A 25193-nucleotide genomic window follows, 5' to 3' on the forward strand; every position below is an offset into this window, starting at 1 on the left:
TAGTGTATATATATTTGTAATGTTCGTTCATAGAATTATTTAAAAAAAAAGATGAACTATAATAGCAGTTTTATGTGTTTTAACTCATAAAAAAATATCGCTTGTAAAATCAATTCGAGGTTGATTTTAAAATACGGATTCACTTTTTTTCATAAAAAATTAATGATCACATGAAGGTCTTCTCGATCACTTTCTCAAGAATAATTTTAGAATTAATGTTGGCTATGCCTTTAATTTTGTTTAACTTATTAATAATAAACTGGGAAAACCCATTCAAATCTTTGGTGGCCACAAAGAGAACGTAATTCGAATCCCCTGTAATGATAAAAGCATTGATCACTTCATCAAAATTACGAATCTGACTCAGAAAGTGCTGATGATCTGATTCTGTCAGCTGATTGAGTTTAATCTCAACAATCGCCTCAACTTCAATACCCAATTTTTCATAATTAATTTTTGCTTGGTATTTTTCGATGACTCCATTGTTTTCTAAAATTTTGACACGTCGATGACATGCTGAAGCAGAGAGATTCACTAAATCTGCCAATTCTTGATGACTTAGTCGTGCATTTTGTTGTAATAGTCTTAAAATTTTATGATCAATGAGGTCTAAATTCATTCCTAAATATCATCCTGATTTTTTATATTTAATTCGAATACTATCCAGTTTTAGAACAATTTCAAGCATAATTATCGGATAAATATGAAAAAATGCCGTGATAAAATCGAATGAAATAACACGGACTAAGTTAGGTTAAAAATGATTACCTTAGATCAATGCAAAGCATGGGATGCTCAAGACAAACTAAGCTACTTAAAGAATGAATTTGCTTTACCTGAGAACACCATTTATTTAGATGGAAATTCCCTTGGGGCACGCCCTAAATCTGCTTTAACACGTGCTCACGAAGTGGTGAGTCAAGAGTGGGGAGAAGATCTCATCAATAGCTGGAACAAAGCGGATTGGTGGGGATTATCGACTCGGTTAGGTGATAAGGTGGCTCAGCTCATTGGGGCAAATCCAGGCGAAACGGTGATCTCTGACTCAACCACACTCAATCTGTTTAAAGCGCTCTCTGCTGCTGTCAAAATCCAAGCTGAAATCGCTCCTGAACGTAAAGCGATTATTGCGGAAAAGGACGTCTTCCCGACTGACCTCTATATTATTGAAGGTTATATTGACCTTGTTCAAAAAGGCTACCAACTGGTTTTAATCGAACATCCTGATGAATTAGAAACCACTCTGAAAGCCCATCAAACGGCAGTTGTGGTGTTGTCACATATCAATTACCGCTCAGGCTATTTCTATGACATGGAACAGGTCAACCAAACGATTCATCAACATAACGCTTTGGTCATCTGGGATCTATGCCACTCTGCAGGCGCTGTTCCAATCGATTTAAACAAGACCCAAAGTGATTTTGCCGTAAGTTGCACATATAAATACCTTAATGGTGGACCAGGTTCTCCTGCCCTCATCTGGGTAAATGCAAAACACCAAAATAAATTTTGGCAACCTCTTTCAGGATGGTGGGGTCATCAACGTCCTTTCGATATGGCTGATCACTACGAGCCAGCTCAAGGCATTCGTCGTTTTTTATGTGGCACCCAAAGTATTTTGTCCATGAGTTTGATCGAATGTGGTTTAGATGTGTTCTTAAAAACTGACATGCAAAAGATCCGAGAAAAATCTCTAAATTTAACAGATCTCTTTATTCAATTGGTTGAACAGGAATGTGCTGAATTTGGTTTTGAGTTAATTACACCAATCGATCATTTACAGCGTGGTAGTCATGTGAGTTATTGCCATGAACACGGTTATGCCATTGTCCAAGCGCTTGTTGCACGTGGTGTGATTGGAGATTACCGAGAGCCAGCCGTGCTCAGATTCGGGGTCACACCTTTGTACCTAAGCCATGAAGACATTTGGCATGCTGTTCAACATCTTAAACAAGTGATGCTGAATGAAGAATGGAAAAATGAAAAATATTCGGTGCGAGGTCAAGTAACTTAATTCAGTTACTCACTTTACATCACCATGGCCAGGAGGGCTTATGAGTAACTTCGATAAAATTCAAACACGCGAAGCAGGATTACATAAAAAATTAACCGCTAAACAAATGGGCATGATTGCAATAGGCGGTGCCATTGGCACTGGTCTATTTATGGGTAGTAAATTTGCCATTAGTTTTGCAGGACCTGCTGTCATTCTAAGCTATGCGATCGGCGGATTAATTGCTTTTGCACTAATGGCTTGCCTGGCAGAAATGACTGTACAACACCCCACTTCAGGCTCGTTTGGTGCTTACGCTGAACATTATATAAATCCACTTTCTGGTTTCTTAGTTCGTTATAGCTACTGGGCATGTATCGTGTTGGCTGTAGGCACAGAAATTACCGCCGTGGCTGACTACATGAAACTTTGGTTTCCTCATGTCGGTTCAGGTATTTGGATCGTGTTTTTTTCAACCGTACTTCTCGCAGTAAATGCTTATAGTGTCAAAGCATTTGGCTTAGTTGAATATTGGTTTTCGACGATCAAAGTGTTTGCCATCATTGTGTTTATTCTGTTGGCAATAGGTATTTTGACGCAAGATCCAAATCCTCATCAAGCGCTAACTCACAATCTCACTGCACATGATGGCTTTATGCCAAATGGATTTAAAGGTGTTTGGATTGGTGTCATTATTTCTATTTTTAGTTATCTCAGTATCGAAATGATCGCGGTTGCTGCAGGTGAAGCCAATGATCCTGAAAAAGCAGTTAAATACGCTTTCAAAAGCACTGCGATTCGCTTATTTCTATTTTATTTACTATCGCTGAGTTTAATTGTCACTCTCGTTCCATGGACTCAATTGATAGCACCAGGTGCAACCAGTCCTTTCGTGTCTGTTATGCAAATTGTCGGCATTCCTTTTGCTGATCATATTTTAAACTTCATTGTGATTGTGGCAGCACTGTCCGCAATGAACAGCATGTTATATATCTCAACGCGTATGTTATTCAGTTTGTCACGTTCAGGAGATGCACCTAAGCTGTTTGGTAGAATTCGTAAAAATGGGGTGCCCATCAATGCCTTGCTACTTTCGGCAACAGGTATTGCCGTGGCGAGTATTGTATATAGCATTAATCCCGAATCAGCATTTCCAATCATGATTGCACTGTCCATGTTTGGAGCTTTATTTACTTGGGGGGCGATCTTTGCCACACACTATTTCTTTAGAAAGAATTTAGCAAAAAATAATATCCACCTCAAATACAGCATTCCTGGTAGTCGTTATATTTCCTTTATTGGTTTGTTTGCCATTCTTGCAATCACGCTTACCACCTGGTTTACGCAAGAATTTAAATCAACTCTCCAGTTTGGCGTGCCTTTTATTGTGATGTTAATCATTTTCTATCAAATGAAGAAATCATCCTTAAAGCATCAATTAACTGAAAATGAACAAGCCTAGTAAAGGAGCTGTAAATCATGCTCTATGACAACTCGCAAACTGTGAAGGATGAAAATCAGATCTTGTCTGATTTTAAAAAAATGAGCCAAGCGACTTATAAGCAACACCATCATATTGCCGATTTACAGTACGACTTTCAGCGAAGATCTACACTTGATTTTTTCCCCACACCTGTTGCCACCAATACTACTGTTATTTTTATACATGGTGGTTATTGGCAATGGTGTGAAAAAAGGGATTTTGCCTTTGTTGCTGAATTTGTTTTAAAGCAAAATGCTCAATGTGTGTTGGTTGAATATGATTTAGCACCTCAAAGTAGTTTAAATCTGATAAATCTACAAATTCGCAAAGCGCTCGATTATATCCACAAACAAACTTGGATCAGCCCCAATGTCATTGTGGTTGGACATTCTGCTGGTGCCCATTTGGCTGCTTTAAATTTAGATCATCCCTTGATTTGTTCAGCGGTATTACTCAGTGGTATCTATGACCTAAAACCGATTCAAGAAACGCATTTAAACAAGGCTTTAAATTTATCTGAGCTAGACATTAAAAACTTAAGTCCAGTTGAACATTCTACGCACTTTGCTAAGCCCTGTACGATTGTGTATGGACTCGATGAGTTACCAGAACTGAGATGGCAAAGCCAAAAATATTATCAATTTCGGCAGCAACTAGAGCCTGAATTCACGCATCTCTTGAGTTTTGCAGACACCAACCACTATTCCATTTTGGAACGATATTTTCAATCGACAAAGACCACCTAATTTCTACTCAGCTTTAATCAGCAGAATTACCAGCTTAATTTATATTTAGTCACACGGATGTTACTATGTCAAAATCATGCTTTTACAAGCTATTGCTTTCCTGCACCTATATTTTTTCAAATCTTACATTTGCCGAGATAACACTCATTGATGAACAGCAAATTTTGAGTGAATCAGATCGTTTAAAACTTACTACGTCTGGTAGTATTCGTCTACAAGCCTTAAATTTCGATCATTACGATCAATCTAACGAAAATCAGAAATATCGCAGAGATGGTTATAGCTCAAATAGCCGTATGTATGCCAATGCTGATTATGCATGGAATGAACGTTTGCATTTAATTGCAGGCTATCAAAACTATATCAATCTTCCCAAGATGCTGGATTGGGACGGTCATTACCGTTCGTCTGATGAAAACATCACCACCGAACAGGCGTATATTGGTCTGTGTGATTCAGCATACGGTACCGTTAAATTTGGAAAAATCTATAGTATATATTACGACATTGTAGGTGCCAAAACTGACCTATGGAATTACTCAACCTTGGCTCAGCCCCAAACGTGGAGCCCTGTCGCTTATACAGATGGTACGCAAGCAGCTCATAAAACTTTACGTTATGAGTTCAAAACAGATAAAGCAGACTTATATGCCAGCTATTTGTTCAAGGATAGTACGACGGTCGCAGATACGGATGTGCAATATCAACGTAAAAATGGTGCCGAATTGGCATTTGATGTGCATTTAAATAAAAATTTAAGTTGGGCGACCTCATGGAAGTACAACGATGCTAGTCTGAACAATCAACAAGATAAACATGATCTAAAGCAAGAAATTTGGGCAAGTTCATTATTTTATTTTGATGGAAAATGGATGCTTAGCTTTGGCGCTGGTTGGTATAAAAATCTAGTTCCAAATTTTGATGCTTACAGTGAATCGAGCGATTTTCAACTTCAATCATTGCTGAATACTGAGGCTTATGGCGTTGAATTTTATGCGGGACAGCACTTCAAGATTGAAGAATACGGTATCAAATTCATTCAGCCCTATATCATGGGAAATCAACTTGAATATACCAGTGGCTCAGAGTTTAAACGCCGTGATCTCGGTGTTGGTATAGCAGCTAGATTTAACCATGGTTTTGGATTTGATTATGAACGTTTATATACACATGATACGTTCCAAACCCCAGATATGCATTTATTCCGTTTACGTTATGAATGGTAAATTCTAATTTTAGGTTAACTATCCTTCAAAGCCTTGTTATTTAAAAAGGCTTTGAAGGATCATTCATGGATTCGCATCAAATCTCAATAAGTTGTAGCGTTATACAAAGTCTTTAATAAATTTTATTTAATGCATAACATCTCAATTAACTTAATATTTTTAGGAAGTTGCATTGACATGGGTTCAAAATAAATCGTATCGAATGAATTATTATCATCTACAGCTTTACCTTGCGGCGTAAAACGCTGGCTTTTGACATAGGCTTTGGCTTTATTTTGACAATCAATTTGATGAACGGCTTGTATGTAGCCCTTGGGTTTGATGTTTAATGAGGGTACGCCATGCTCATAAACATATTTATAATCAATTTCAAAAATATGAGGGGCTTGATTGAGTGATTTAATGGTCGTTTTATCAATATAAGACCAGCCTGCATCATCTCGATCAAACACGGTCCATTGTGGTGATTTTGCTAAGCTCATGCTACTACACAGCACAAAAGTTAAAAACATGATTCCTTGTTTCATTCAACTTTCCCTAATTCAACTATGAATAAACGTTTTACTATATCATCATAAAAACAAAAAACCCTTTGTTATACAAAGGGTTTTTAACTATTTAAATATATGATCTAGAACGGTAAATCATCATCTAAATCAGACGGTGCTGTCGCCATAGGCTTTACCGGCTGCTGCTGAGGTTTAGGTGATTGGAAACCTTGATTAACATTGCCATAGTTGCCTTGAGGCGCCTGATTACCATAACCACCTTGAGCAGGCGCTTGGTTCCCATAACCACCTTGGTTATTATTATTGAAACGAGGTTGCTGATAACCACCATCACCTTGATTATCACCTTGCTGACGATTATTAGAATCTAACATCTGCATTTGTTCGCCACGGATTTCTGTCGTATAACGCTCTTGACCATTTTGGTCTGTCCACTGACGGGTACGTAAAGAGCCTTCAATATAAACTTTTGAACCTTTACGTAAATATTGCTGTGCAATTTCACCTAAACGATTATGTAAGACGATACGGTGCCATTCTGTTTGTTCTTTGCGTTCACCTGAGTTTTTATCTGTCCAAGATTCACTTGTTGCAATTGAAAACTGCGTTAATGAACCACCATTGGGAAATGTTTTTGTCTCAGGATCTTTACCTAAAGTACCAACTAAAATAACTTTATTCACGCCGCGCATGTGCTCTAATCTTCCTATTCGATTCTATGTTTTACTTTATAAGAGTTATGATTAAATGGCTACCTCTTTACCCAACAAGTGCGTTAAATGTTGTCGCGCAGTTTCGTCTAACTGCTGCTTATCAACTTTGACATAGACCACTTGTTGATCAGTCATTACCACGACCTCTTCAATACCACGAATTGCCAGTAATTGAGAAGTCCATTCATCTGTTTCTTGGACTTTGGGCAAACTCAAAATCAGTGATGATAAATAACGTGGCTGCTTTAACCCAAAACTAATCAACAGCCAAAGAATGGCAATTCCTGTCAGTACACCCCAGCCTAGAGCAGTGTTATTTAACATCAGCAATTGACCACCCAATATACCGCCAAAAAAAGCACCTAAGAATTGACCACTGGCATTCACACCCATTGCTGTCGCTTTGGATTGGATAGGTGCTGCCTTCGATAACCAAGATGGCAGTAGTGCTTCCATCACATTAAAGGCAATAAAGAAAAGACCTAAACCAAGCAACAAAATGTATTTCGATTCAAATCCAAAAATCATCACGATCAAACCGGCGATGATCCCAGTAATCGCCGTCAGAAAAATACCTCGCATTTTTCGATATTTTTCAGCAAGAATTATACTAGGAAAAGCGAAAAATAAACTGATTACCAATAAAGGAAGATAAATCAAACCATGCTGAGCTAAAGGAATATCTGCAAAGTCAATCAATTGAGAAGGCACATAGATGAACATCGCCGTCAGCAATAAATGCAAAGCAAACACAGAAACATGTAAGCGATTTAAATCGCCCATTTTCAAAACTTGTTTTAGCTGAGTGAGATAACCTTGCTGAAAATTTTTATGATGACGTGTTGTTTTGGGAACAAGAAATAGCATTGCAATGGCAAGTAATCCCATGAGTGTGGTCACCCAGAATAAGCCTGAAATACCCACCACGCTGGTCAACCATGGCCCTAAACTAAATGCAATAACGAAAGAGAGACCAATACTCATCCCCATCATTGCCATCGCCTTCATACGATTTTCTTCACGCGTAACATCTGCCAATAACGCCATGACGACAGCAGAGACAGCTCCACCCCCAGCTATTGCACGACCTATAATCACACCATAGATTGTGTCTGACATTGCGGCGATTGCACCACCCAAGGCAAACAGCAATAAACCCAATACGATCAGCGGCTTTCGGCTATAACGGTCTGCAATCAAACTAAAAGGAATTTGTAGTATTGCCTGAGTCAAACCATACACACCTACGGCCAAACCAATCAAAGCAGGTGTTGCATATTCATAAGCCTGTCCCGCAACAGAAAAGACCGGGACAATCATAAACAAACCTAACATTCGCAATGCAAAAATGCTGCTCAATGCAAATGTGGAACGGCGTTCTAAGGCATTCATCATAAAATTTAGGTTATCGCGTGATTTCTATGTCTACTTTGATTATAGAATATTCGGCTGATGAACAGGCATGAATTTTATTTGAAATAAAGATCAACACCATCTGTTTTCCCTAGAACAAATGCCTTAAGCAAAAAAAGCACAGCTTGTGCTGTGCTTTTTTTGATGTGTTCATCTAGCCTTGTAGCGCTTGACGTTTTTTATATTGAATAGATGCAATCACTGCCCAAACAATAAATGCTACACCAATCAGACCTGTTACCACTTCAGGAACATGTACACCTGTACCACTCGCAATCATAATGAAAGCCAATGCACCAATTGCATAGTGCGCACCATGTTCTAAATAGATGTAAGCATCTAAAGTGCCTTTTTCAACGAGATAGATGGTAATCGAACGAACAAAGATTGCACCAATCGCAAGACCTAACATAATCACCACAACATCTGAGGTAATCGCAAAAGCACCAATCACACCGTCAAAACTAAATGATGCATCCAATACTTCTAAATACAAGAACCCGCCGATACCTGCTTTGACTACGCCTGTTGGCACACCATTACTATCGTGACCAATTGCATTACCATTTTCATCAATTTCAGGCTCACCACCCAGCAAATGGCTCAGTACTTGTACGCCAATATAAATGACGATGCCCCAGATACCCGCCATAGTCACGACTAAGCGTTTAGCTTCATCAACATTAGCTGCCATGATCAGTAAAGCCACCAAAGCAACAAATACAGATAGTGCAGGTACAGATGCCAATTTCGCTAAACGACGCTCAATCCATTTGAACCAATGCGTGTCTTTGCCATCATCCAAGAAAAAGTTAAGGAATACCATCAATAAGAATGCACCACCAAATGCTGCAATTTCAGGATGATGATTCATCAGTCGTGCCGAATATTCTTTAGGGTCATTTAATGCCAAATTGACAACTTCCATCATACCCATATCCGCTGTGACCGCGACGATCACAATTGGGAAGATTAAACGCATACCAAATACTGCAATGAGAATACCCACAGTCAGGAAAAGCATTTTCCAAAAGTGATCCCAATGACGAAGCACTGAAGCATTCACGACAGCATTATCAAAAGAAAGTGAAACTTCCATCACAGCTAAAATTGCAGTGATGGTCAGTACGGTGAACATGGTCTTGAGGCCAGCTTCTGGACCATGGGTATAACCCCAATAGGCAGACAGCGCAAGACACACGATCGTGAATACGATAGAGAAACCAAAATGTTTCCACATAATCTAGCGACCTTATAAAAATGATGTGAATCAATAAAAATTTTACAAAACATAAACTTAGAGTTTTTATATGACGATTATTAAACGAAGTCTGTGCTTAGTGATTTGTAAAAATTCTATAAATTGAATGTCTGATTTCTAGCGCTAAAAGACACTCAATTAAACTGTGCTAATTATGACGAGTTTTCAAAATTTATCCAAAGTTCTTCGTATGATTTTTTTGTTGAAGATGATGTATCGCTCAAGCTAGTTTTGTAACGACAAATTGATATGATCTTAGATGATACCTAGAGATAATTTTATTCAGGATGGATTTATGCGTTTTTCAGAAGCCGTTTGGCAACGAAACTACGATTTATATCAAAAAACATTAGCACTCCCTTTTAACCAAGAACTGGCGCTTGGAACACTCGATCGAGAAGTTTTTTGCCATTACGTCATCCAGGATGCGCATTACCTAGTTGCCTATGGTCGTGCATTGGCTATTTGTGGTGCTAAAGCATATGACTCCGATGCCATTATTCAATTTACGCAAGGCGCTAATGAAGCAATTGTGGTTGAGCGTGAACTGCACAATGGTTTTATGCACGAATTTGGCATCACTAAAGCTGATTTTGAAAATACACCTTTGACTGCTGCTTGCCATCATTACACCTCATTTCTGACAGCTACTGCATGGTCAGAGAGTTATCCTGTCGTTTTAGCTTCATTACTGCCGTGCTATTGGATTTATGCGGAAGTAGGCAAAGACATTCTTAAACGTAATATTGCAAATAATCCTTATCAAGCGTGGATTGACACTTATGCTGGCGAGCATTTCAACGAAGAAGTACGCAAAGTCATTGAAATTATTGACCGAGTTGCGGCAGAAAGCGATCAACATACCATTGAAAAAATGCATCAAGCTTACACACGGGGAGCTGAACTCGAATATTTATTCTGGGATAGTGCTTATCATCAACGTCAATGGTTAAGCCTAGATCACTCATGATGCTATCACCTGCATAACCAAATTAAAGGTCGGTGATCTAAACTGCATTGCCGACTTTCAGGCTCATTTCGATTTAAATGGATTTAAAACTGGATTTTAAAGCAAACTTCAAGCACAATTACTATTGATAATAATTCTCATTATCATAAATAAAATTTACTTGAGGTTTTCTATGCAACATTCACTGGGAACAGAAGCAATCCGTGCATATTTCACTTTACAATGCTGTTGGTTAAATAATGAAGAAGTTTATTTAGAAAAAGGCTGTACACACTGTGGATCTGCTGCCACATATCTCATTTATTTTACCAATCATCATATTCAAAATTTAATGCTCGACTTCATTGCTCAATACTCTTGTTCAAGCTCTATACGTTTTGATTTTCTAGATTTACAACATTTCGAAGCCGAATATAACGATTTTCTTCAACACTTAGAAAAAGAAGTAAATTTTTACGCACGTCAACATCATGCTATTGAAAGACATATATGTTTTGAACAGGTGGACTCTATTTTCGAACGTCACTATTCACGTGCTTGCTGATCAATATTCACCCGAAATTCACTTATATTTAACATCCTATGGCTCATCATGACATCAAATTTGTGAATTGATTCTGTCTTGTTCATCTATTTAAAATCAGATTGCAGGAGCTCTCAAAGCACTTTACAGTGGACTTTTGCTGTTCAATGAAATTTTACCGACATAATTTGTCGTGTTTTATTTTTCATTTGTGCTTGAACAAAATTAAATCGCTATCATATATCACCTTCACTCAGCATATTTTCGAGATGTTTTATGAGCCAAAGTCATATCCGTATTCGAGGCGCACGCACCCATAACTTAAAAAATGTGAACCTTGATATTCCACGCGATAAATTCGTGGTGATTACGGGACTTTCAGGTTCAGGTAAATCTTCACTGGCTTTCGACACCTTATATGCAGAAGGTCAACGTCGCTATGTTGAATCTTTATCTGCCTATGCACGCCAATTCCTGTCACAAATGGAAAAACCTGAAGTCGATTCGATTGAAGGTTTAAGCCCAGCTATTGCCATCGAGCAGAAATCAACCAGTCATAACCCACGTTCAACGGTCGGTACGATTACTGAAATTTATGACTATTTACGTTTGTTGTATGCTCGAGTGGGTACACCCTACTGCCCTGAGCATGACTTGCCGATGGTGGCACAAACCGTGTCGGAAATGGTTGATGCGGTTAAAGCACTTGAAGAAGGTACGGCTTTATTGTTACTTGCTCCTGTTGTACGTGAGCGCAAAGGTGAATACACCAATTTATTTGAGCAATTACAAAGCCAAGGTTTCGTCCGTGCACGTGTAGACGGTGAAATCATGGAAATTGATCCACCGCCTGAACTGGATAAGAAGAAAAAACATACCATTGAAGTCGTTGTCGACCGTTTTAAAGTCCGCGATGACTTAGGCAACCGTATTGCAGAAAGTTTTGAAACCGCACTGCGTTTAGGTGGTGATATTGCTATTTTGTCATGGATGAAAGGCGAGCAATCTGATCGTGTGTTTTCAGCAAAACACTCATGTCCTGAATGTGACCGTGCCGTTGCCGAATTAGAACCTCGTCTGTTTTCTTTTAACAACCCATTTGGTGCTTGCCCAGTCTGTGATGGTTTAGGGACACGCAGCCATTTTAGTTCTGACAAACTCATTCCAAACCCTGAAGTCAGCATTAGCCAAGGGGCAATTCGTGGTTGGGATCGTCAGCGTCCATACTATTACAGCATGATTGAAAAAGTCGCTGCACACTTCGACTTCTCTCTTGATACGCCGTGGAATGAACTTGATGCGGATACCAAAAAGAAATTCCTTTACGGTACAGGCAAAGAAAAAATTGACTTAAGCTATATCGATGAACGTGGTCGCCGTCATAACCGTGTGATGGCTTTCGAAGGAGTTTTACCACATTTAGAACGTCGTTACCGTGAAACTGAATCAAACTATGTGCGTGATGATTTAGCACAATACTTATCTAATGCTGCGTGTGACGCTTGTGGCGGTTCACGTCTCAATGAAATTTCACGTCATGTGCGTGTCAAAGACAAAACCATTGCCGAAATCACCAAAATGTCGATTGGCGATGCTGAAAGCTATTATCAAGATCTCAATCTTGAAGGCGCCAAAGGTGAAATTGCCGATAAGATTTTTAAAGAAATTCGTGAGCGTTTGCACTTCCTTGTATCAGTCGGCTTGAACTATTTAAGTCTATCTCGTTCAGCCGAAACCTTATCAGGTGGTGAAGCACAGCGTATCCGTTTGGCTTCGCAAATTGGTGCAGGTCTTATGGGCGTCATGTACGTGCTTGATGAGCCATCGATTGGTTTGCATCAACGTGATAATGACCGTTTGCTGGAGACTTTGGTTCGTTTACGTGATCTCGGCAATACCGTTTTAGTGGTAGAGCATGATGAAGATGCCATTCGCGCAGCTGATCATATTATTGATATTGGTCCGGGTGCAGGTGTCCATGGCGGTCATGTTATTGCTGAAGGAACGTACGATGAATTGGCAGCCAATGAAGACTCTCTGACTGGTAAATACTTGTCAGGTAAGTTAAAAATTGAAGTGCCAAAAATGCGTGTGCAACCGCCAAAACCTGATGAGCAAATTAAATTGATGGGTGCATGTGGTCACAACTTAAAGAATGTTGATCTCACCATTCCTTTAGGTGTGATGACCTGTGTGACGGGTGTATCGGGTTCAGGTAAATCGACTTTAATTAACCGTACTTTATTGCCACTTGCAGCAACACAATTGAATGGTGCAACGACGTTAACGGCAGAAAAATTTGATTCGATTGATGGCTTACAATTCCTCGATAAAGTCGTGGATATTGACCAAAGCCCAATTGGACGTACACCGCGCTCAAACCCTGCAACTTATACAGGTTTGTTTACGCCAATTCGTGAACTCTTTGCTCAAACCCCAGAAGCCAAAGCGCGTGGTTATGCCGCGGGTCGTTTCTCATTTAACGTGAAAGGTGGTCGCTGTGAAGCCTGTGAAGGCGACGGTATGATTAAAGTTGCGATGCATTTCTTACCGGATATGTATGTGCCATGCGATGCCTGCCACGGCAAGCGTTATAACCGTGAAACATTGGAAGTCGGCTATAAAGGCAAAAACATTTCTGACGTATTAGAGATGACGGTTGAAGACGCCATGCATTTCTTTGATGCGATTCCTGTCATTCATCGTCGTTTAGAAACTTTACATCAAGTTGGTTTGGGCTATATCCGTTTAGGTCAGTCGGCAACCACGCTTTCAGGTGGTGAAGCACAGCGTGTGAAACTTGCACGTGAGTTGGCGAAGCGTGATACAGGTAAAACACTGTATGTGCTTGATGAGCCAACCACAGGTTTACATTTCCACGATATTGCGAAACTTTTGGATATTCTTCATGAGCTACGCAATAAAGGTAATACCATTGTGGTGATTGAGCATAACTTAGATGTGATTAAAACTGCCGACTGGATTGTGGACTTAGGTCCTGAAGGTGGTGCTGGTGGCGGTATGATTATTGCTGAAGGTACGCCTGAAGAAGTAGCGAAAAATAAGGTTTCGCATACGGCGAGATTCTTAAAGCCGATGTTGAAATAATCTCCCCTAACGCCTCTTTAACAAAGAGGGGGAGGATTTTTAAATAATAAATTTTATGCTAAAACGGTGATTAATTCACCGTTTTTTTATTAGGGGAAACAATGCTGTTTTCAGAAAGATATGGTTATAAAAGTGTTCGAGAAACTATTCAAAAAGAGAGTATTGATGAAAGTTTAAGAAATAAATTATGGTCTTTACTTTATGAGCATATTTTTTCTCAAGATTTATCTTATGACAATATTGCTAAACATTTTTCCCCTTTAAGAGTAGAACTATGCAAAAACTTCTTTAAAATTCCGATTGATGAAATACTTCCCCCTATACAATTTAATGCTTTCATAAAGAAACACTTATTTGCAGGTGAATGGTTTAAATTTTATGATTTAATAGAATTCATCATAAAAAATCAAAAAAATTCTATCTATGTTGATTACAAAACTGTTTTTGATATCAGAAAATTTATAAAAGAAATTAACGTAGTTCTAGAATCCGAGCAGTCAGTATATAGATTAGTTGCCAATCAAATTACCGAAATCACATCAGAAGAAGAAATCCAATCTATCGAAGAAGCCTTAGAAAATTCAAATCCATTTTCAGGTGTTCAACAACATTTAAATCAAGCTCTAACACTTATGTCCGACCGCCAAAATCCTGACTACAGAAACTCGATTAAAGAATCGATTAGTGCGGTCGAATCTATTTGCAAGACTGTTACAAAAGACGATAAAGCCACTTTAGGAAAAGCACTTAAAATTATTGAAGATCAATTCGGTTTACACCCTGCACTTAAAGGAAGTTTAAGCCAACTTTATGGCTATACATCCGATAGCGATGGTATTCGCCATGCAATGTTAGAAGAATCTAATCTAACCTATATCGACGCTAAATTTATGCTCGTTGCGTGCACCAACTTTATTAACTATTTAATTGAGAAAACCAAAGATTAAAACTGAAATTTAATGATATGACAAGCGACATGGATGTCGCTCGTTTGATTGGAATATAAGGATGTGTCCTCAATCAAACAAAAGCATTTTGCCTACTTTTTTTCTTTCAAAAGTAGGAAACTCCTACGCAAATTTAATAAAAAACCTAACTGACAATTGAGGACGTAACTACCGCCAATATTCACATAATCTTAGCTTGAAACCGTATTACGCCCCTGTGCTTTCGCTCTAAATAATGCTTGGTCTGCCTTAGCAAATAAGGCTTTCCAAGAATCAGCACCGACAGCGACACCCACACTGATCGAAACCGTAAATGATTGACCTTGCTCATCTGTAAATTGTAAATCACCAATACTCTTACGCATCTTTTCTGCAGCACGTAACCCATGCGCTAAGTCTAAATTTTCAATCAACACCAAAAACTCATCCCCACCAAAGCGAACGACTAAATCAGTTGATCGAACATTATGACTTAAACAATTTGCCACCTGCTGAATGACTTGATCCCCTGCAACATGACCATATTGATCATTAACCTGTTTAAAATAATCAATATCTACAATCATCAAACACGTTTGGGTAAACTTATTGGGCTGAGCTTCCATAAGTTTGGTATAAGCTTCTAGAGCAAAACGATTTGAAACACCTGTTAATTTATCAGTATTGGCAATATTCTTTAATTCAAATTCAAACTCATCACGTTGATGCAACATTTTCTGAAGTTTTTGCATCGCTTCGTGTAATGAATGTACTTGCTTCTGCTGATCTTCAATAAAATGACTATCGACCAAAGCATTGGCATACGACAATTCAACTAATTTATCTCTCACCATGATAAGCGGCGAAATAACTTTACGTTGAACATAGATCATCGTAAATAAAGCAGCCAATAGTGAAATTAAAGAGACAATCAAAGTGAGTAGGAAGTTCAGTTGATTCGCGTCTTTTTCTGACTTTGCGATTTCAACGCTCTTATTTAGCAAATAGTCTTGTAAATCGATAACTGTTAAGAATTTACCAGATACAGCTACACTTAATTCAGTCCCTGATAAAAAATAAGGTTGTCCCTTTCGGCTTTCATCAATTAATCGCATGATGATAGGTAAACCTTGATCAATAAACTGAGTTTTCACTTCTTGGTGTAAGCGAGCGAATTCAGCTGTACGATGGCGTTCGGGTTGGATGGTATTCACTAAATCCCACAAATAGCGAACTTGTTTTTGCGTTTGTAATGCGCGTGCAATATTGTCACTTGGTAACGGCTGCTGAAATGTCACATGTGCAGTTACATTTGAAGCAACACGTCCAGCCTGATCACGCAAATCTGCTAACACCAAAATCATGGTGTAATAATGCCCCATCGAACTGTCTTTACTTTTAGACTGCATTACCAGTTTTTTCAGTAAATCATGGCTGCTATCCCACGCATTAAACATTGTAAGAATAGCTTGATCTAAAGCTTCAGGCGTACGCTCTGCAAATGGCAACGAAATATAGTGATCGACTTGTTTGCGACCTTCCGCTAATTTTGGATTTAGGTATTGAGCGACGTACTCTTCTAACCCATCATATCCAGACTGATCTAATCGATGAATCGAGACCTTAATTTGTTCATCTACTCCCGCGCGATACTCAATAAGCGCTTGTTTATTTTTTTCAAACTCTTCTTGTGAACTCGACATTGCCATGTTCGCAGGGCCACGCTCGCGTGAAATACGGTTCGCTAGAGCAGCAACAGCTCGAAGATTTTCAATTTCAATCAATGCTGTTTGTGATTTCTGATATTCGCGATAATGGCTAATGACCAATGGGATTGAAATACAGAGGATAGATAAGACGATAATCATCACGAACACAAATAGGCGGCGACCAATTTGCTCGGAATGTGATTTTAACATCCAAACTACCTCTAAAATAAAAGACCGTATGAAGCGGTGAGATTTATAAAATTTCTTTGAACTTGGTTATATTTTACAATATAACCATGCTTAAAAAGCACTTAAAGCACAAGTTTTTATTTAAGAAACAATGTGATAAATATCACACTATTGTAATGCCGTATTTTTTTTTGTTTAATATTTAAATTATTTTTCCACCAATATACAAGTGATGTATTTCGCAGTATTTAATTTTTTTGAATTAAAATCAGATGATTATTTTGATCACTTAATCAGCATCGAAAAAATAGATCACGCGCATAATATTTAATCATTATACAAACTTCATCCTTTAAACCATAATACTTACATCGCAAAGACACTGATTCATATCAGATTTGCTTAATGAATTTTGCTCTACCCTCGGATGTTTCTCCCACATATAGAACATCCTTTTTCAGCCCAGCCATCCCAATCGGCTGGGTTTTTTTTATCTTTTATGTGACTTTTAACGTAAATAATGAAATAAACCAAGTCGATCTAAAATATCTAAAGTGATTTCCTTCCGTTGCTGAATTTTATCACCATTTTTCATTTCTAAATTTAATGCAAAGGCGGTGACTTGACCGCTGGCTTGTTCTACAAAACCCACATACCAGCCCACCTGAGGCTCAATATCCATTCCCCAACCACTTTTGGCATATAGCTTATTCGCACCACGTGATTCGACATACATCATGTCTCTTACATCTTGTTGTACATCTCTACGAAACGACAATGACAACTGTGCCAATCTATAAACAAATTTAACTTGTTGATCAGGTGTAATCTCTAGAGGACCTTTTAACCAAAACTGATCTATCTCATCCCCGACTTTTGCATTTCCATACTGAATTCGAATTAATTCCTGTTGCATCAATGTTGGTCCAATACGGTGTGCTAAGGCTTGATACACAGGTACAACAGATGCTTGTAAGGCCTCACCAAGCGTAAAGTCACGTTGCCAACTATCAAATGAACGCTTATTTCCATCCCATTTAAACACTTCATACCGAGTTGATTTATGATGTTCTAATCCAATCAAAGCATTCACTATTTTAAAAGTAGATGCAGGGATAAAATTTTCTTTTGCTCTTGTTCGATCAGAACCGTAAGTTTTAACGTGTTTGCCATCATAGGTGATAAATACACCTTGAATATTTTGCTGATTAAATAGGGTCTCAATATGATGCTGATTCTTTGATTCACTGCTATTCAGCATTGAATCATCTTTTAAATCGTATGCTTTTGTTCTCGGATTAATATGATCTAAGGTCTGGCAGGCAGATAAAAAAACAGACGTTAAAACAAGTGCAACAACGTAGATTCCTTTCAATTCAATGTTCCAATTTGACCAATGCATTTAATTCAATTTTGACAGACTATTTCCAATTTTTTTGTCTATTTTTAACACTTTTTTTAAAAATATTATTTACATGTGCAATATGCTGGTGCATAATGCCCCACATTAGGGCGAGATAGAAATATACCTCAGCAGAATTTCTGTATTTCCCTCAAGTTTTGGCGAAAAAACCTAGTTTTCATAGAAAACTAGGTTTTTTTTTGCTCAGTATTGATAAAGAATACACCCAATTATGCACTATAATGGTGCAAATAAATATAAGTTAAAAAAAATCCAGCCTTGGAGAAAGCTGGGTATATAAGAGAAATAACCACTATAATATTTAGTAAATCTAAAAGGTAAAACTCAATTTATTTAAATATAAAAAAAAACTTAGTTAACGAGCATGTAATTATATGAAAATTAACTTAAATTGCAAAGATCGTAACTCTTTGAAATTCCGAATCGACCTAACACTTTACAGCCAAGTAGGTGAAAAAAGTCACATTATTTATTTTAAAATGAGTTAAAATTAAACGAAAATCTTAAATTTCATGTAAATTAACATTTTCTTTATACGTTTTATCCGATTCTAATAATCTTTTTTTTGTATAATTTCGATGCAATTTTTTTAGCTTAATCAACCTTGAAAATCTCCTTATCACATTGTTATTTTTGAATAAAATGTTCAAAAATTCATGTTCTTAATCTTCTTGTATCAAGACATAACACACAACATAAATTTAGACCAGCAGACTATTACCTTAAAGATCATTGACTTAATACATTGTTACAATACAATATTTACTGCATATTCATTCGACATTTATTTGGTAACTATTATGAAAAAAATTAGTTTAGCCACTGCTTTATTAGTAGCAATGACTGGGGCACACGCATATCAAGTTGAAGTACAAGGGGCTGCTGAATACTTTGATGACTCATTGAACAATGATAACTACACTGGTTCTGTACAAGGTACTTACTACTTCAAGAATGTAGACTCAACTAAAGGTCCTTTAGCTGAAGCGGCTTTCTTAAATCAGGCATCTAATGTATCTGTGGCTTATAACTTCGGTGAATATTCTGCTGATATTAAAGCTGCTAATCAGAAAGTTGAAGCTCAGCAACATAACTATGGTGCAAAAGCTGAAGCTTATATCCCAACTAAACTTATTCCTTTATATGCAAGCGCGTCATATAGCCACTCAAAAACTGATGCTAAAAATGAATTCACTGCAACCAATCCATCTAACCACCCACAAGTTGCTAAATTAGCAGATGGTAACGGCGATCGTTATGCATTAGAACTTGGTGCAATGTTACTTCCAAACTTCTTGGTTGCTGTAGGTTATACGAGCGTTGCTGATCAATACTCTTTTGATGTCTTTAAAGCAATCAACAACGGCAGCGTATTCTCAGCACTTGAAACAGGTACTATTGCTGAAGATCAAGATGCGATCACAGCACGTACTAAATATGTAGGCGGTATCACTGATACAAATATGTCTATTGGCTTTGAAGCTGGTTTAGTATACGGTGAAGATACACTTTACCAATTAAAATCTGACCTTTACTTCAATCCACAGTTAAGCGCAGGCGTATCTTATACTGAATCAAGCTTTAATGACACTCCAAGCTCAGCTATCGGTGCTAACGTAAACTACTTCATCACTCCAGCTGTAGCTGTTGGTGCAAGTTATGTAAATGCTAACGCTGAAAATGGTTCTAGCCGTGATACTGAAACTGTTGGCTTAAATGCTAAATTCCGTTTCTAATAAGTTATTAGATACAGAATCAAAAAAGGACGCATAATGCGTCCTTTTTTTATCAGTCACTAGTTACTCAGGGCTACGAATTACACTTAAAAAATGTAAATGTCTTTCGTATTGATCAATAACATCTTGAATTAAGTCTTCTTGTGTCCAGTCCATTACATCATAGGCCTGTCCACCCTCTCTTAAAAACACTTCCGCCTGATAATAATCCTGCTCAGTCACCATTGTATCTGGCATAAAGCTCGGTGGCGTTGTTCTTTGTGACATCACTTGATATACAAAATTCAACTCGTCATGATGATCTACCCTCAACTCTACCCCTTCAGCCAATCGATTTACACTAACCTTAAACTGTCTTCTCTTGAACTCTTTCTGCACTTGCTCTAATGCTTGAGATACTTGAGATTCAATAAATACATCAACCTCTTCCTTAGAATGAGGATAGTGCATAATCAATCCTAAGCGTTTTTGCCAACTCCGTGGTTGATGAATTGCTCGAGGTGTAATTCTCGCCTCTTGCAGAGCATTCATTTTAATTAAATCTACTTTTAAGGCTTTGAGTAATCCCCAACAAATAAAAAGCATAATGACGGAGAATGGCAACGCACTCATGATGGTCGCAGATTGTAAAGCACCAAGCCCACCGACCAATAATAATACAATTGCCAATACCGCCATAAGCACAGTCCAAAAGAGTCGTTGCCATGTCGGTGAACCTTCACCTTTAGCCGTCAAATAGTCTGTAACTAATGCACCTGAATCCGCTGAAGTGACAAAGAATAAAATAACCAGCGATGTTGCTACTACACTCATGATTGAAGCGAGTGGTAAGCTATTTAAAAATTCGAATAATGCAACAGAAGAATCCTTCTGTACTGCTAGCATCAGTGCTTCATTGCCTTCTTGCATAATACTGAAGAGTGCAGCATTCCCCATAAAGCCCATCCAAATGAGTGTGAATCCAGTAGGAATCAACATAACCCCAACAATAAACTCTCGAATGGTTCTTCCATGTGACACACGTGCGATAAACATCCCGACAAATGGTGACCATGAGATCCACCATGCCCAATACATAATCGTCCAACCACCAATCCAACCATTGGGTTGATAAGCATATAAATTAAATGTCATGGTAAAGAGATTAGAAACATACTGACCCATGTTCTGAATTGTGGTTTGCAAAAGATAAATGGTAGAACTCGCGAAGAATACAAAGAGCAATAAACTTATTGCCAATACCAAATTCAACTCAGACAACCGTTTAATTCCTTTTTCTAAACCTAGAAAAACGGACAGTGATGCCAATGTACTGACGATAATAATCAGTATCACTTGTGTACTTGCTGATTGAGGAACATCAAATAAATAATTCAAGCCTGAGTTAATTTGCGTTACACCAAAACCCAATGTTGTCGCCACACCAAATACTGTTCCAATCGTGGCAAATGTGTCTACGGCATCCCCCATGGGACCATGAATTTTTTTTCCAATGATCGGATAAAGCGCGGAACGTACTTTTAAAGGCAATTGATGTCGATAAGCAAAATAGGCCAAGGACAATCCAATCAATGCATAGATTCCCCATGCATGAAGTCCCCAGTGGAAGAAAGTCACTCGCATCGCTTGCTGCGCTGCCATAACCGTTTCTCCATCACCGACTGGCGGAGAGACATAATGCATTACAGGTTCTGCTACTCCAAAAAACATCAAGCCGATACCCATACCTGCGGTAAAGAGCATTGCAAACCAAGAGCCATTACTGTAACTCGGTTGGCTATGATCTGGGCCGAGCCTGATTTTGCCGTATTCAGAAATTGCGATATAAGCCAGCACGATCAGAAATATGGCAACTGCTAAAACATAGAACCAACTAAAAGAATCCGTAATCCATTGGTTCAGTTGCTGAGTAATTAATTCAAAACCATGAGGAGATAACACCACAGTGGCTAAAAATACAAAAATGATGAGAACCGTGCTGATAAAAACACGTGGATTCACATTTGAATACCATGAAGGATGCTGAGAAGACATAATTCCCCTATATATTTATTTTTCGGTGAAACGCTTCAAACTGGATAAAACGCTATATGAAATGAGATCATTTATTCTCAACCTCATACAAAGCCGAGTTAGTTTCATCAAAGACGGAATAGAAAAATCGACTCAATATAGAGCATCGGAGACTGTTTTTTGATCTAATTACTTATTATTCATGATTTTGCAGATGAATGCCGTTAGCAAGATGTAACGTTCTGTTTTAATCATCCTGATGCTTTGGCAAATGAGCAATGTATTGCAGTGCAATTAAGCGCGAAACAATCAAAGCCAGATACATGACTCCACTAAACATTTGAATCATGGCAATCAGTCTCGCCAGCGGACTCAAGGGCATAATATCTGAAAGACCTGTTGCCGACTGAATACTAAAACTGAGAAACAACAAATCTAACCAACTATGTTGAACAGATTGTTCAGGCGTTATGCTAAAACTCAGTGGGTCATATAGCTGGCAGATGCTATACAAAAATGCGAAGCTCCATGCAATTAAAGTAAAAACAGCCGCTGCCGCAAATAATTCATCTTTGGTCAAATAGCGGTCTTCGAACATATATCGAACCAAACCATAAGCCGCTGTCGTATACGCGATAACTTCAAATACATGCGCTGTAATTTGAATATAGGCTTGATGGTATCCAATCAGAATCAAGAAAGAAAAAATGAGAGCCCCTAGTACCCCAAATAAACCTACAGCACTAAAAATTGGGGTCATTTTGATGACTTTAGCAATAATAAGAAGGACTAAAGCACCGAGAATCCAAGTCATGGAGCGATAAGCCAAATCATGACTTGATACCACTGCGAGGAATAAAATCAGCAGCTGTAAAATCAGTAGACAAGCGGATGGTAAACGTACCAGATCACGTATCGCGCGGCATATTAACCTCATCTCAACTCCAACTATTTTTATTGTTTTGTTTGAATGAAAGCATAGCGGACAGTTGATGAATTGTATGTCATTTAAAATAGAAATTTGGTAAAGAAAAAAGCCCCTTAAAGGGGCTTTTTATCATCATCAGTATGGCTTAGTGGTCTGATGCACCAGAAATACCAATACCTGTTTGTGAGCGTACAAACTGTGCATCAAATGCTTTACGTTCAGCTTGCGCTTGTGCAGAATTGTCTGTCACAGAGAATAACCAGCAGAAGAAGAATGCTAAAGGCATCGCAAATAATGCAGGACCGTTATATGGATTAATTGGTGTATCAGAAATACCAAGCGTATCTACCCAAACTGCTTTAGAAAGTACGATGAGTACAACCGCTAAAACTAATCCAACAACACCACCAGCAACCGCACCACGCGTTGTTAAACCTTTCCAGAACATTGAAAGTACAAGCACTGGGAAGTTTGCACATGCAGCAACAGAGAATGCTAAACCTACCATGAAGGCAACGTTTTGTTTCTCGAACAAGATACCCAAGATCATCGCAAAGATCGCAAGACCTAAAGTCGCGATTTTAGACATACGAAGTTCAGATTCAGGTGTGGTTTGTCCTTTCTTAAATACATTCGCATATAGGTCATGTGAAATAGCTGAAGCACCTGACAAAGTTAAACCAGCAACAACCGCGAGAATCGTGGCAAATGCAACCGCTGAGATGAAGCCCATGAACAAGTCACCGCCTAAAGCATCAGACAAGTGAACCGCAGCCATGTTATTACCACCAACAAGCTCTAGCTTGCCAGTCACTGCCATCTTAGCAATATCAAGGAATTGCGGGTTGTTCGATACATAGAGAATCGCACCGAAACCTATGATGAAAGTTAAAAGATAGAAATAACCGATAAAGCCTGTTGCAACAACAACTGATTTACGTGCTTCTTTCGCATCTTTTACTGTGAAGAAACGCATGAGGATATGTGGTAAACCAGCTGTACCAAACATCAATGCTAAACCAAGAGAAATCGCATCAATTGGGTTTGATGCCAAACTACCAGGTCCCATGATTTTCGTTGCATCATCTAAGGTTAAATCATGTACTTTAGAGAATACTTGAATCGATTGCTCAAACATATTAGTGAAGCTAAAGCCAACACCTTTCATCACCATAAATGCCATGAAGGTAGCACCTGACAACAACATCACTGCCTTAATGATTTGCACCCATGTTGTCGCTAACATACCGCCAAACATAACGTATGCCATCATGAGCAGACCGACGATGACGACAGCAATGTTATAGTTCAAGCCAAACAGAAGCTTGATCAACTGACCAGCGCCGACCATTTGGGCAATCAAGTAGAATGCAACAACAACAAGAGAGCTTAACGCTGCCAGTGTGCGTACAGGTTTTTCTTGTAAACGGAATGATACAACGTCAGATAAATTGTATTTACCCAAGTTACGCAAACGCTCTGCTATCAAGAAAAGTACGATAGGCCAACCTACCATGAAACCAAGTGAATAGAGTAAGCCATCGAAACCTGACAGGAAAACCATCGCAGAAATACCAAGGAACGATGCTGCGGACATATAGTCACCAGCAATGGCTAAACCATTTTGGAAACCAGAAATTCCACCGCCTGCGGTATAGAAATCTTTGGTGTTTGTGGTTTGTTTAGCTGCCCATTTGGTAATCCCCAGCGTTGCACCGACGAAAATCAAGAACATGATAATCGCAGGCCAATTTGTTGCTTGTTGTTCTGCTGCACCTAAATCAGGACCTGCGAATGCCAATCCAGATAACATTGCAGTCCCTGCAAATGTGAGTAAAGAATTCCATTTCATCTTAGTGTAGTCCCTTCTCGTGAGTGATGGCTTCAACTTCGCGCATAGCTTCTTCGTTTAATTGATCGAGCTTATTGTTGGCAATGTACGAATACACACCACATAACAAGAAAGACAGCACGATGATGCCTAATCCTAGAGGGATACCCCAAGTGGTTACACCACCTGAAAGCGATGACAATAAAAATTCTTTGTTATAGCCAACTAAAAGCATAAAACCAACGTAGACAAACAGCATAATGCCTGTCAATGTCCAGCTCAGTGTGCTTTTCTTTTTGACCATTTCTTTGAACTTGGGATTCTGTAGAATTTGCTCTACTTGTCTCTCATCCATAAACAAGACTCCATATGAGACCCAACCGTAGGTCATTTTTTTTATTTAAATTATTCCGATTTTTAAATTAGCAAGATTTTGCATTGGTTGTAATTTAGACTTTGGTCGCTAAATTTTGATCAATTTGAACGTGACAGT

The 25193-nt window shown here is 38.5% G+C and carries 20 protein-coding genes; 9 read left to right on the plus strand and 11 right to left on the minus strand.

The window, feature by feature from the left end; translation table 11 throughout:
• Positions 1–166: 166 nt before the first annotated feature.
• On the minus strand, positions 167–619 hold the full coding sequence (gigD, locus tag AC1M9C_RS02970; protein ID WP_481586845.1) for an Lrp/AsnC family transcriptional regulator GigD: 453 nt from the start codon (positions 617–619) through the stop codon (positions 167–169).
• A 141-nt stretch (positions 620–760) separates the two neighbouring features.
• Here gigD and kynU point away from each other — a divergent pair, with 141 nt between their 5' ends.
• The 4 genes from kynU to AC1M9C_RS02990 all read left to right on the plus strand — a co-directional run bounded on the left by kynU (position 761) and on the right by AC1M9C_RS02990 (position 5448).
• Complete coding sequence (kynU, locus tag AC1M9C_RS02975; RefSeq protein WP_481586846.1) at positions 761–2014, plus strand: kynureninase; 1254 nt, start codon at positions 761–763, stop codon at positions 2012–2014.
• A gap of 40 nt (positions 2015–2054) precedes the next feature.
• On the plus strand, positions 2055–3455 hold the full coding sequence (locus AC1M9C_RS02980; protein WP_481953197.1) for an amino acid permease: 1401 nt from the start codon (positions 2055–2057) through the stop codon (positions 3453–3455).
• Positions 3456–3469: 14 nt separating this feature from the next.
• On the plus strand, positions 3470–4222 hold the full coding sequence (locus AC1M9C_RS02985) for an alpha/beta hydrolase (RefSeq protein WP_481953250.1): 753 nt from the start codon (positions 3470–3472) through the stop codon (positions 4220–4222).
• 65 nt (positions 4223–4287) lie between these two features.
• A complete protein-coding gene (locus tag AC1M9C_RS02990) occupies positions 4288–5448 on the plus strand; it encodes a porin (protein WP_481953198.1) in 1161 nt (386 codons plus the stop codon).
• Between the two features lie 122 nt (positions 5449–5570).
• Here the strand turns inward: AC1M9C_RS02990 and AC1M9C_RS02995 are convergent, their stop codons facing one another.
• The 4 genes from AC1M9C_RS02995 to AC1M9C_RS03010 form a co-directional block, all read right to left on the minus strand.
• Entirely contained in the window at positions 5571–5975 is a 405-nt protein-coding gene (locus AC1M9C_RS02995) for a hypothetical protein (protein ID WP_481953199.1), read from the minus strand.
• Between the two features lie 104 nt (positions 5976–6079).
• Positions 6080–6649 carry a single-stranded DNA-binding protein gene (gene ssb, locus AC1M9C_RS03000; protein WP_481586849.1) on the minus strand — a complete coding sequence of 190 codons (570 nt, stop codon included), beginning with the start codon at positions 6647–6649 and terminating at the stop codon, positions 6080–6082.
• Between the two features lie 51 nt (positions 6650–6700).
• A complete protein-coding gene (locus tag AC1M9C_RS03005) occupies positions 6701–8065 on the minus strand; it encodes an MFS transporter (protein ID WP_481953200.1) in 1365 nt (454 codons plus the stop codon).
• A 172-nt stretch (positions 8066–8237) separates the two neighbouring features.
• Positions 8238–9323, minus strand: a complete 1086-nt coding sequence (locus AC1M9C_RS03010) for a DUF475 domain-containing protein (protein ID WP_179999088.1) — start codon at positions 9321–9323, stop codon at positions 8238–8240.
• 316 nt (positions 9324–9639) lie between these two features.
• Between AC1M9C_RS03010 and tenA the strand changes: the two genes are divergently transcribed.
• The 4 genes from tenA to AC1M9C_RS03030 all read left to right on the plus strand — a co-directional run bounded on the left by tenA (position 9640) and on the right by AC1M9C_RS03030 (position 14892).
• Positions 9640–10314 (plus strand): thiaminase II, encoded by a 675-nt coding sequence (gene tenA / locus AC1M9C_RS03015; protein ID WP_481586851.1) that lies wholly within the window; start codon positions 9640–9642, stop codon positions 10312–10314.
• 172 nt (positions 10315–10486) lie between these two features.
• Positions 10487–10858 carry a hypothetical protein gene (locus AC1M9C_RS03020; RefSeq protein ID WP_180028470.1) on the plus strand — a complete coding sequence of 124 codons (372 nt, stop codon included), beginning with the start codon at positions 10487–10489 and terminating at the stop codon, positions 10856–10858.
• Between the two features lie 255 nt (positions 10859–11113).
• Positions 11114–13945, plus strand: coding sequence for an excinuclease ABC subunit UvrA (uvrA, locus tag AC1M9C_RS03025; protein WP_481586852.1), 2832 nt, complete (start codon positions 11114–11116; stop codon positions 13943–13945).
• 101 nt (positions 13946–14046) lie between these two features.
• Positions 14047–14892 (plus strand): AbiJ-NTD4 domain-containing protein, encoded by an 846-nt coding sequence (locus AC1M9C_RS03030; RefSeq protein WP_481586853.1) that lies wholly within the window; start codon positions 14047–14049, stop codon positions 14890–14892.
• A gap of 191 nt (positions 14893–15083) precedes the next feature.
• On the opposite strand, the gene AC1M9C_RS03035 is transcribed toward AC1M9C_RS03030, so the two are convergent.
• Together AC1M9C_RS03035 and blaOXA are read right to left on the minus strand one after the other, a co-directional pair.
• A complete protein-coding gene (locus AC1M9C_RS03035; protein ID WP_481586854.1) occupies positions 15084–16790 on the minus strand; it encodes a GGDEF domain-containing protein in 1707 nt (568 codons plus the stop codon).
• Between the two features lie 487 nt (positions 16791–17277).
• Positions 17278–18171 (minus strand): class D beta-lactamase, encoded by an 894-nt coding sequence (gene blaOXA, locus AC1M9C_RS03040; RefSeq protein WP_481953201.1) that lies wholly within the window; start codon positions 18169–18171, stop codon positions 17278–17280.
• A gap of 821 nt (positions 18172–18992) precedes the next feature.
• Between blaOXA and omp33-36 the strand changes: the two genes are divergently transcribed.
• Positions 18993–19928 (plus strand): porin Omp33-36, encoded by a 936-nt coding sequence (gene omp33-36, locus AC1M9C_RS03045; protein WP_481591857.1) that lies wholly within the window; start codon positions 18993–18995, stop codon positions 19926–19928.
• Between the two features lie 63 nt (positions 19929–19991).
• Here the strand turns inward: omp33-36 and betT are convergent, their stop codons facing one another.
• From betT to AC1M9C_RS03065, 4 genes are all read right to left on the minus strand, one after another.
• The gene (betT, locus tag AC1M9C_RS03050; RefSeq protein WP_481953202.1) at positions 19992–21962 is read right to left on the minus strand and encodes a choline BCCT transporter BetT; all 1971 of its coding nucleotides are present in this window, start codon (positions 21960–21962) and stop codon (positions 19992–19994) included.
• Positions 21963–22188: 226 nt separating this feature from the next.
• Complete coding sequence (locus AC1M9C_RS03055; protein ID WP_481594493.1) at positions 22189–22878, minus strand: ion channel; 690 nt, start codon at positions 22876–22878, stop codon at positions 22189–22191.
• 136 nt (positions 22879–23014) lie between these two features.
• A complete protein-coding gene (locus AC1M9C_RS03060; protein WP_481953203.1) occupies positions 23015–24721 on the minus strand; it encodes a cation acetate symporter in 1707 nt (568 codons plus the stop codon).
• A 1-nt stretch (position 24722) separates the two neighbouring features.
• Positions 24723–25055, minus strand: coding sequence for a DUF485 domain-containing protein (locus AC1M9C_RS03065; RefSeq protein WP_035265779.1), 333 nt, complete (start codon positions 25053–25055; stop codon positions 24723–24725).
• Between the last annotated feature and the right edge of the window lie 138 nt (positions 25056–25193).

This window comes from Acinetobacter sp. 24-47-39 (genome assembly GCF_056783825.1).

Bases quoted from the DNA above. Each gene is read 5' to 3' on its own strand.
- gigD (WP_481586845.1), bottom strand. From the start codon at position 619: ATGAATTTAGACCTCATTGATCATAAAATTTTAAGACTATTACAACAA.
- kynU (WP_481586846.1), top strand. From the start codon at position 761: ATGATTACCTTAGATCAATGCAAAGCATGGGATGCTCAAGACAAACTA.
- AC1M9C_RS02980 (WP_481953197.1), top strand. From the start codon at position 2,055: ATGAGTAACTTCGATAAAATTCAAACACGCGAAGCAGGATTACATAAA.
- AC1M9C_RS02990 (WP_481953198.1), top strand. From the start codon at position 4,288: ATGTCAAAATCATGCTTTTACAAGCTATTGCTTTCCTGCACCTATATT.
- AC1M9C_RS02995 (WP_481953199.1), bottom strand. From the start codon at position 5,975: ATGAAACAAGGAATCATGTTTTTAACTTTTGTGCTGTGTAGTAGCATG.
- ssb (WP_481586849.1), bottom strand. From the start codon at position 6,649: ATGCGCGGCGTGAATAAAGTTATTTTAGTTGGTACTTTAGGTAAAGAT.
- AC1M9C_RS03005 (WP_481953200.1), bottom strand. From the start codon at position 8,065: ATGATGAATGCCTTAGAACGCCGTTCCACATTTGCATTGAGCAGCATT.
- AC1M9C_RS03010 (WP_179999088.1), bottom strand. From the start codon at position 9,323: ATGTGGAAACATTTTGGTTTCTCTATCGTATTCACGATCGTGTGTCTT.
- tenA (WP_481586851.1), top strand. From the start codon at position 9,640: ATGCGTTTTTCAGAAGCCGTTTGGCAACGAAACTACGATTTATATCAA.
- AC1M9C_RS03020 (WP_180028470.1), top strand. From the start codon at position 10,487: ATGCAACATTCACTGGGAACAGAAGCAATCCGTGCATATTTCACTTTA.
- uvrA (WP_481586852.1), top strand. From the start codon at position 11,114: ATGAGCCAAAGTCATATCCGTATTCGAGGCGCACGCACCCATAACTTA.
- AC1M9C_RS03030 (WP_481586853.1), top strand. From the start codon at position 14,047: ATGCTGTTTTCAGAAAGATATGGTTATAAAAGTGTTCGAGAAACTATT.
- AC1M9C_RS03035 (WP_481586854.1), bottom strand. From the start codon at position 16,790: ATGTTAAAATCACATTCCGAGCAAATTGGTCGCCGCCTATTTGTGTTC.
- blaOXA (WP_481953201.1), bottom strand. From the start codon at position 18,171: ATGCATTGGTCAAATTGGAACATTGAATTGAAAGGAATCTACGTTGTT.
- omp33-36 (WP_481591857.1), top strand. From the start codon at position 18,993: ATGAAAAAAATTAGTTTAGCCACTGCTTTATTAGTAGCAATGACTGGG.
- betT (WP_481953202.1), bottom strand. From the start codon at position 21,962: ATGTCTTCTCAGCATCCTTCATGGTATTCAAATGTGAATCCACGTGTT.
- AC1M9C_RS03055 (WP_481594493.1), bottom strand. From the start codon at position 22,878: ATGAGGTTAATATGCCGCGCGATACGTGATCTGGTACGTTTACCATCC.
- AC1M9C_RS03060 (WP_481953203.1), bottom strand. From the start codon at position 24,721: ATGAAATGGAATTCTTTACTCACATTTGCAGGGACTGCAATGTTATCT.
- AC1M9C_RS03065 (WP_035265779.1), bottom strand. From the start codon at position 25,055: ATGGATGAGAGACAAGTAGAGCAAATTCTACAGAATCCCAAGTTCAAA.